This is a genomic window from Dactylosporangium sp. NPDC006015 (assembly GCF_040614215.1).
GTDB lineage: Bacteria > Actinomycetota > Actinomycetes > Mycobacteriales > Micromonosporaceae > Dactylosporangium > Dactylosporangium maewongense.
Genome location: NZ_JBEXUD010000001.1, coordinates 698,381 through 707,556, shown reverse-complemented (window position 1 = coordinate 707,556; position 9,176 = coordinate 698,381). Strand labels below are relative to the sequence as shown.

Sequence of the window (9,176 nt, the reverse complement as noted above, 5' to 3'; positions counted from 1 at the left end):
GTCGTGGCGCTCGCCGCGGCCAGCCTCGCCGCCGCCGCCAACGACCGCGGCTCGCCCCTGGCGCTGCTGGCGCCGCCGCTGCTCGCGGTCGTCGTCGGCGTCGCCGCGGCCCGGCTGCTCGGCCTGTGGTCGCAGGCGCGGCTGCGGATCGCCCGCCGCCGCGGCCGGATCGTGCCGCTGCTGTCGGCCGCGCAGCTGTCCCGCCGCCCCGGCGGCCGGCGGCTCGTGGTCGTGGTGACGGTCGCGGTGGCGCTGCTGACCTTCGCCGCGACCGCGTGGGACGCGGCCGGGCGGGCCCGCCGCGACACCGCCGACGACACCGTCGGCGCGCACCGGGTCCTCACCGTCGCCGCCGACCACCCGTCGGCCCTGGAGGCCGCGGTCGACAAGGCCGACCCGGGCGGGCACTCGATGGCCGTCGTGCGGGCCAGCCAGCGCTTCGACAACGCCCCCGTCGAGCTGCTCGGGGTGCAGTCCGGCCGGCTGGCGGAGGTCGCGGTGTGGCGCGGGCACTCCCGCGCCGACGTCAGCGACATCGCCGCACGCCTGCACCCGGACGTCGCCGCGCCGCTGCGGCTCGGCAAGGACGTCGCCGCGGAGATCTCCGTCGACACGCTGCCGGCCAAACCGGCGCTGCGGGTCGCCGCGGTCGTCGCCGCGCCCGGCCAGCCGCCCCGCACCATCGGGCTCGGCGGGCTGGCGAAGGGGACCCGTTCGTACCATGCGAGCCTCCCCGGCTGCGGGAGCGGCTGCCGGCTCGTCGGCCTCGCGATCGGCCGCGCGGCCGGCGGCAGCGAGCCCTTCGCCGTCAGCGTGGCCGTCCGCGGGCTGAGCAGCGACGGCGCTCCCCTCGCGCCCGGCTTCGACCTCCCCGGGCGCTGGCGGGCCCGGCCGGGCGCCGCACAGGTCGTCGTCCGGACGGGCGTGGCGCTCGGCGTCGACGTCTCCGGCAGTGACCCCTCCGACGCCGTCGTCGAGCACTTCGACACCCCGGAGGCGCTGCCCGCCGTCCTCGCCGGTGGCGCGCCCACCGACGACGCGGCGGCGGCGACGTTCAAGCTGCCCGGCTTCTCCGACCAGCCGCAGCCGTTCACGGTCGCGGCGCACGCCGGCAGCCTGCCCAGGGCCGGCCGGCGCGGGGTGCTGTTCGACCTCGACTACGCGACGCGGATGGCCGAGCGCGGTGCGAGCCTCGCCGACAACGCGACCCTGCGCTACGAGGTGTGGGCCTCCTCGGCCGCGCCCGCGGACCTCGACCGGCGGCTCGCGTCCGCCGGGGTGCAGGTGCTGCGGACGGAGACGATCGACGGGCAGCTGGAGCAGCTCGCCCGCCGCGCACCGGCGCTCGGGCTGTGGCTCTATCTGCTGGCCGGCGGGGTCGCGATCCTCCTCGCGATCGGCGTGGTGCTGCTGACCGCCTACGTCGGGGTCCGCGCCCGCCTCTACGAGCTCGCCGCGCTGCGGGTCGCCGGGGTGCGGTCGGGGCAGCTGCGCAGGGCGGTGTTCCGGGAGTACCGGGCGCTGCTCGGCGTCCCGCTCGTCGTCGGTCTCGGCGCCGGACTGCTCGGCGCGATGGTGATGCTGCCGGGGATCCCGCTCGTGACCGTCGGGGTCGCGTCGCCGATCACGTGGGAGCTCGGCATGGGCGCCCTGCCCGTTGCCGTCGCCGCCATCGTGTTGGCGTTGGCGGCCGCTGTACTGATGGCGCTGCGGCTGATGGGTCGCGCCACGCCCGAACGACTGCGGGACGGTGCGGCGTGAGCGGGCCGGAGCGGAGCGGAGGGCTGCGAACCATGGGTGCAGTGCTTGGGTCAGGCCGGCGCCGGAGCGTAGCGGAGGCGACGGCATGACCGGGCCGGAGCGGAGCGGAGGGCTGCGAACCATGGGTGCAGTGCTTGGGTCAGACCGGCGCCGGAGCGTAGCGGAGGCGACGGCATGAGCGGGCTTGCTGTGACCTGCCGTGGGCTGGTCTACATCTACCGCCTCGAGGGCTACGACGTCGTGGCGTTGTCGGGGGTCGACCTCGACATCTCCGCCGGGGAGTCGGTCGCGCTGCTCGGGCCGTCCGGGTCGGGCAAATCGACCCTGCTGTCGCTGCTCGCCGGGCTCCTGCCACCGTCGGCGGGCCGGGTCAGCGTCGGCGAGCACGACCTCGCCCGCGCCACGCCCGCCGAGCTGCAGCAGCTGCGGGCCACCGACGTCGGCGTCGTGCTGCAGGGCGCGTCGCGCAACCTGCTGCCGTACCTGACCGCGGAGCAGAACGTGCGCTTCGCCCAGCGCGGCGTCCCCGGTGACCGGCGCCGGGTGTCACGCCCTTCCGGCAGCTCCCGGCAGCTGGCCGATCCCCGCGAGGTGCTCGCGATGGTCGGCCTCAGCGGGCGGGGACGCAACCGGCAGCTGCCGCAGCGACTCTCTCCTGGTGAGCGTCAACGGTTGGCGCTCGCCGTCGGGCTGGCCGCCCGGCCGGGACTGCTGCTCGCCGACGAGCCGACCAGCCAGCTCGACACCCACGCCCGCGACGAGGTGCTCCTCGCCCTGGACGCGGTCCGCCGGGCCGGTACGACCGTCGTCGTCGTGACGCACGACCCGGACGTCGGCCTGCGGATGGGCCGCACCGTCACGATCCGCGACGGGCGGGTCGGCGCCGAGGGACGTCGCGGAGAGGACTACGCGGTGGTCGGTCGCGACGGTACGGTGCACCTGCCGCAGGAGGTGCTGCGCATGCTGCCGCCCGGCACCCTGGTCGGGGTGGAGCCGCAGCCCGACGGCACGGTGCTGCTGGTGCCCGCCCGGTCTCACACGTTGTTGGAGGACATGCAGTGAAGACGTTGACGGTCGACGGTGTCACGGTCGCGTACGAGCGCGACCACCCCGTGCTGCGCGACGTGTCCGTGGTCGTCTCACCGGGGCAGATCCTCGCCGTGACCGGGCCGTCCGGGGCCGGCAAGACGACGCTGCTGTGGGCGATGGCCGGGCTGCTGAAGCCGGCGGCCGGGACGGTGGCCGTCGACAGCACGCCGCTGCGCGACCGCGACCACGCCGTGTCCGAGAAGGTCGTGCTGATCCCGCAGGACAACGGCCTCGCCGCGATCCTCACCGCACAGGAGAACATCCAGGTGGCGATGATCGCCGGCGGTGCGGCACCGGCCGACGCCCGGCGGGCGACCGTGGCGTCGCTGGAGCGCCTGGGCCTCGGCAGCCAGGCCGACCAGCTGGTCGAGGAGCTCTCCGGCGGCCAGCAGCAGCGCACCGCGATCGCCCGGGGCCTGGCCCTGCACGGCGCCGTGGTGCTCGCCGACGAGGTGACCAGCGAGCTGGACTCCACCAACCGGCAGAAGGTCATGGAGCTCCTGCATGAGGAGGCCCGCCGCGGCGCGGCGGTCGTCTTCGCCACCCACGACCCGGAGGCCGCGGCCGCCTGCGACCGCGAGCTCCACCTGTCCGACGGAGTTGCCCAACTGGTCCGTTAAGCCTCTGCCCGCGTTCGCCGGGCGCGAGTACGCTCGCGCTCGGCCGACGGACCCAGGGGAGGAGCAGCAATGACCGAGGTGACCGCGGGCATCCCCGCGCAGCGCAATGACGTGGACGATCCCGACATGACCGGCGACGCGCTCTCCATCGAGCCGGCGGCTCCGGGCTCTGTCGCGGGCACCGCCGCCTCCACCGGCGAGCGGGTCAGCGCCTTCGCGTCCGACGCCGCCGAGCGGGTCGGCGAGTTCGCCACCACCACCGCCGACCGGGTCGGTGAGCTCGCCACGACGACCGCCGCCGCGTCGGGGCGGATCGCCTCGCAGGTCGTCGACCGGCTGCGCAACTCCGCCGAGCTCGCCGCCGAGCGGGGCACCACGACCATCGCCGACGAGGTGGTCGAGAAGATCGCCGGCATCGCCACCCGTGAGGTCCCCGGCGTGTACGACCTCGGCGGCGACGTCGCCCGGGTCTTCGCCTCGGTCCGCGACCGCATCGGCCTCGGCGACGGCGAGGAGCGGGAGAACGGCAACCGTGGCGTGCACGTCCGCCTGGAGGGCCGCAGCGCCGCCGTGCGGGTCACGCTCGTGATCGAGTACGGCTTCGTGCTCTACTCCGTCGCCGAGAAGGTCCGCGCCAACGTCATCGGCGCGATCGAGAACCTGCTCGGACTCGAGGTCACCTCCGTCGACATCGTCGTGGACGACGTCCACGTGAGCGACACGCTTCCGGAGTCTGAGGCCGCCTCCGCCGCGTAACGTCGTCGTGAACGGAGGGTGGGACTTGTCCCACCCTCCTTAGCGATCGTTCAGGGAGCGCATACCATCGACGGTGAGACGGACAACCCGATCACGCCGAGTTTCTCGAGGAGCGCCGACACCCCATGGACGCCCACGACATCGCCGAGGGCCGCGCCCGCTGGCAGCGCCGTTACGACGAGGCCCGCAAGCGCGACGCCGACTTCACCACCCTGTCCGGGACCCGGGTCGATCCGGTCTACGGGCCGCCGGAGGGTGCCGACGTGCCCGGCTTCGAGCGCATCGGCTGGCCTGGTGAGTATCCGTACACGCGAGGGCTGCACCCCACGGGGTACCGCGGCCGCACGTGGACCATCCGGCAGTTCTCCGGCTTCGGCAACGCGCAGCAGACCAACGCCCGCTACAAGATGCTGCTCGGCGCGGGCGGCGGCGGGCTCTCCGTCGCCTTCGACATGCCGACGCTGATGGGCCGCGACTCCGACGACCCGCAGTCGCTCGGCGAGGTCGGCCACTGCGGGGTCGCGATCGACTCCGCCGCCGACATGGACGTGCTCTTCGACGGCATCCCCCTCGCCGACGTCACCACCAGCATGACCATCTCCGGGCCGGCGGTGCCCGTCTTCTGCATGTACCTGGTGGCGGCCGAGCGGCAGGGCGCCGACCTCGGCGTCCTCGACGGCACCCTGCAGACCGACATCTTCAAGGAGTACATCGCGCAGAAGGAGTGGCTCTTCCCGCCCGAGCCGCACCTGCGCCTCATCGGCGACCTGATGGAGTTCTGCGGCAAGGAGATCCCGCGCTACAAGCCGCTGTCCGTCTCCGGCTACCACATCCGTGAGGCCGGCTCGACGGCCGCGCAGGAGCTGGCATACACCCTCGCCGACGGCTTCGGGTACGTGGAGCTCGGCCAGTACCGGGGGCTGGACGTCAACAGGTTCGCGCCCGGTCTGAGCTTCTTCTTCGACGCGCACATCGACTTCTTCGAGGAGATCGCGAAGTTCCGCGCGGCCCGGCGGATCTGGGCCCGCTGGCTGCGCGACGTGTATGGCGCCACCAGCGAGAAGGCCCTGTGGCTCAAGTTCCACACGCAGACGGCCGGCGTCTCGCTGACCGCCCAGCAGCCGTACAACAACGTCGTGCGCACGGCGGTCGAGGCGCTCAGCGCGGTCCTCGGCGGCACCCAGTCGCTGCACACCAACGCGCTGGACGAGACCCTGGCGCTGCCCACCGACGAGGCCGCCGAGATCGCCCTGCGCACCCAGCAGGTGCTGATGGAGGAGACCGGCGTCACCAACGTCGCCGACCCGCTCGGCGGCTCCTGGTATGTCGAGGCGCTGACCGACCGCATCGAGGCCGAGGCGGAGGCGATCTTCCAGCGCATCCGCGATATGGGCGGCGACGGCACCATCACCGCCGGCATCCTGCGCGGCATCGAGGACGGCTGGTTCATGTCGGAGATCGCCGACAGTGCCTTCGTCTACCAGCAGGCCCTCGAGAAGGGCGACAAGCGGGTCGTCGGCGTCAACGTGCACACCGGCTCGCTGACCCGGGACCTGGACATCCTGCGGGTCTCGCACGAGGTCGAGACCGAGCAGAACAAGCTCCTCGGCGCCCGCCGGGCCGAGCGGGACAACGCCCTCGTGGAGCGGCGGATTCAGGAGATGGTGGCGGCGGCTCGTACCGGCGGGAACATGATCCCGGCGATGCTGGACGCGTGCCGTGCCGAGGCGACCCTCGGCGAGATCTGCGGGGCGCTCAAGGACGAATGGGGCATCTACCGCGAGCCCGCGCGGTTCTGAGCTGGCAGTTACCTAATCGCAATGCAACCGGCCCCTCTCCCGGTTGGTCTTCTTACGAACGACCTTGACCGACGGGGGAGGGGCCTTGCTGGCACTCGTGCTCGCAGCGTTGCGGGCCAGGCGGACACAGGCGCTGACGCTGCTCCTGCTGAGCACGCTCGCCGCGGCCGCCGCGGCGGCCGCACCCTGGTATGTCCTCGCGTCCACGGAGCGCATCGCGACCCGTCACGTCGAGTCGGCGCCGATCACCGAGCGGTCCCTCGAAACCGTCGGTGAGGGCCAGATCGAGGGCGGCTCCGTCGCGGCGCACCTGGAGGCCAACGCGCAGCTGACACAGTCGGTCGTGGAGCTGGGCGGGTTCACCACCTACACCGGGGCCTACCTGACGGGCTCGCTGGTCTCCGCCGCGCCGCAGGACGGCGGCAGCGCCCTGGGCGTGAAGCGCGAGACCGACTCGCCGCTGACCCTGCGCACCGGCGGGTGCGACCGCGCCACCGTCGAGGGCCGGTGCGCCACCGGCGCGGGCGAGGTGATGCTCAGCTACCGCACCGCTCACTGGCTGGGCGTCAAGCCCGGCGACCAGGTCAGCTACGAGGCGGTCGACGTCCACGACGCGCTCCAGCTCACCGTCACCGGGATCTACCGGCCGATCGACCCGGTCGACCCGTTCTGGAGCAGCAACGCCCAGCTGATCGCGGTCGACCTGCCCGCCGGCGCGCCGCCGGAGATCACGGAGCCGGTCGACGACGCGGCGCTTGTCGGCGGGGCCGTGTTCGACAAGATCCAGCCGGCGAAGCTGCGCTTCGTCGTCGACATGGTCGCCGAGCCGAAGCTCTTCGTCGAGAACACCCCGTCGGAGGTCCGCGCGTTCCTCGCCGCGGCGACGGTCAAGGCGGCCAACAACCGGCTCAGCATGTACACCAGCCTCACCGTCACGGCCGACCGGGTCGAGCGGGACCGGCAGCTGCTCAGCCTCGGCGTCCCCGTCGGCGCGTTCCAGCTGCTCCTGCTCTGCTGGTTCGCCCTGTACCTGGCGGTCAAGTACACCGGTGAGGAGCGCCGCCCGGACGTCGGCCTGGTCAAGCTGCGCGGCGCCACCCGCGGCCGCACCTGGGCCCTCGTCGGCGGGCAGAGCGCGGTGCCGATGATCGCCGGGGCGCTGATCGGGCTGCCGCTGGGGTATCTGGTGGCCACCGCCGTCACCGGCGCGATCCAGGAGCCCGCGGTCGTCTCGCAGGCCGCGTCGCTGTCCGTCGGCGCGGTGGTCGTCGCCGTCCTCGGCGCGCTGCTGGCCGCGCTGCTCGCGGAGCGTCGCGCGCTCGGCTCGACCGTCGCCGAGCTGCTGCGCCAGGCCCCGGGCCGGGCCCGCGCCTGGCGGGACCTGTTCGACCTGGTGCTGGTCATCGTCGCCGGGATCGCCGTGTACCAGGTGAAGCACCGCGCCTCCGGGGACGCCGCGGGGCTCGCGTTGCTGGCGCCCGGCCTCGCCGCCCTCGCCTGCGCCCTGGTCGCGTCCCGCGCGATCACGGCGATCGCCGGCCGGATGGTCGAGGGCGCGCTGCGGCACGGCCGCCCGGCCCGCGCGCTCACCGCCATCTACCTGGCGCGCCGGCCCGGCGTCCACCGGCTGGCCGCGCTCATGATCGTCACGGTCGCGCTGCTCGGCACCTCGTACATCACCTGGAGCGCGGGCGTCGATGCCGGGCGCGACCGGGCCGAGCTGGAGGTCGGCGCCGACCGCGTGCTCATCGTCCGCGCCGAGAACCGGCTCGCCCTGCTCCACGCGGTCCGCGCCGCCGACCCGTCGGGCAAGCAGGCGATGGCGGTCGTGCAGTCGCTGCGCTCCGCCCAGGACCGGGTCCTGCTCGTGGACAGCCCGCGGCTGCCGGCCGTGGCGGCCTGGCGCCCCGAATACGGGATGACCGCCGAGCAGGCCGCGGCCACCCTGCACCCGCAGGCGCCCGACCCCGTCATGGTCACCGGCGGGGAGCTGACGTTCGACCTGGACGTGGCCATGACCGCGCCCGAGCGGGGCCGGACGCTCTTCTTCGAGGCCGTGCTCGCCGACCCGGCCGGTGCCCGGCTGGTCGCCAGGGTCGGCCCGCTCGTGGCGGGCCCCGCGACGCTGAAGGCCCAGGTGCCCGCCTGCGCCAAGGCGCCGGGCTGCCGGCTGAGCTCGCTGGCGATCACCCAGAGCACCCTCGACCAGAAGGTGTTCTTCGCCGCCCGCCCCGGCATCGAGGTCACCGTCCGCGGCCTGTCGGCCGGGTCGTCCGTGCTCGGCAAGGAGACCCTGAGCGACCGGACCCGATGGCGCCTGTCCGTCTCGCCGGCGCCGCCCAACCTGATCGTCGCGCCGGCCGCCGCCGGCCTGGTGCTGCGGGTGGCGCCGATCAGGCCCGGTCCGGCGACCGACCCCGGCGTCTACCCGATCGACACGCCGGCGCCGATCGCCTCCATCCGGGCCAAGCGGCTCCAGCAGCGCATCGCCGGCGACCAGCGGGTCACGTACGGCTCGGCGTCCATCTCCGAGCGGATCGCCGGCTCCGCGACCCGGCTGCCACGCATCGGCGACCAGGGCGTGCTCGTCGACCTCGAATACGCCGACCGGCTCGGCGCCGACTTCGGCGCCGGCGAGTCGATGCAGGTCTGGCTCGCCTCCGACGCGCCGCGCGACGTCGTGGGGCGGCTCGAGGCGCAGGGGCTGATCGTGCAGGGCGAGGAGACGATCGACGGCACCGCCGCCCGCTACGCGTCCTTCGGCCCGCCGCTGACCCTGCAGTTCATGCTGCTGTCGGCGATCGTCGGGGTCGCGCTGGCGATCGGCTCGGCCACCGTCGTCGCCGCGGTCGAGCGCCGGCCGCGGTCCGCGGAGCTCAGCGCGCTGCGCAACCAGGGCGCACCGGCCCGGCTCGTGCAGCGCGTCGCCGTCGAGGGCTACCTGATCCTCGTCGGCGCCTCCCTCCTCACCGGGTTGCTGCTCGTCGTGCTCATCCGCACCTACATCGGTGACGTCCTGCCCTACTTCGCCGACGGATGGAGCACTCCGTGAGCGAGCCGGAGCGCAGCGGAGGGTCGCGAACCATAGGCGCAGTGCTGGAGTCAGGCCGGCGCCGCAGCGAAGCGGAGGCGGCGGCATGACCGAGCCGGA

General features: G+C 74.1%; 6 protein-coding genes. All 6 read left to right on the top strand.

The features are described from left to right. Positions 1-1,761 (top strand): FtsX-like permease family protein (locus tag ABZ321_RS03170; RefSeq protein ID WP_354888944.1); only part of this gene is annotated, 1,761 nt, incomplete at its 5' end. A gap of 174 nt (positions 1,762-1,935) precedes the next feature. Beyond that, the gene (locus tag ABZ321_RS03165; RefSeq protein ID WP_354888941.1) at positions 1,936-2,823 is read left to right on the top strand and encodes an ATP-binding cassette domain-containing protein; all 888 of its coding nucleotides are present in this window, start codon (positions 1,936-1,938) and stop codon (positions 2,821-2,823) included. Next, a complete protein-coding gene (locus tag ABZ321_RS03160) occupies positions 2,820-3,470 on the top strand; it encodes an ATP-binding cassette domain-containing protein (RefSeq protein ID WP_344510205.1) in 651 nt (216 codons plus the stop codon). Before ABZ321_RS03165 ends, ABZ321_RS03160 begins: the two co-directional genes overlap by 4 nt. Positions 3,471-3,539: 69 nt before the next feature. Then, a complete protein-coding gene (locus tag ABZ321_RS03155) occupies positions 3,540-4,226 on the top strand; it encodes an Asp23/Gls24 family envelope stress response protein (protein ID WP_344510203.1) in 687 nt (228 codons plus the stop codon). A 125-nt stretch (positions 4,227-4,351) separates the two neighbouring features. Then, entirely contained in the window at positions 4,352-6,025 is a 1,674-nt protein-coding gene (locus tag ABZ321_RS03150; protein ID WP_354888937.1) for a methylmalonyl-CoA mutase family protein, read from the top strand. An 85-nt stretch (positions 6,026-6,110) separates the two neighbouring features. Then, entirely contained in the window at positions 6,111-9,077 is a 2,967-nt protein-coding gene (locus tag ABZ321_RS03145; RefSeq protein ID WP_354888934.1) for an FtsX-like permease family protein, read from the top strand. Positions 9,078-9,176 lie beyond the last annotated feature (99 nt).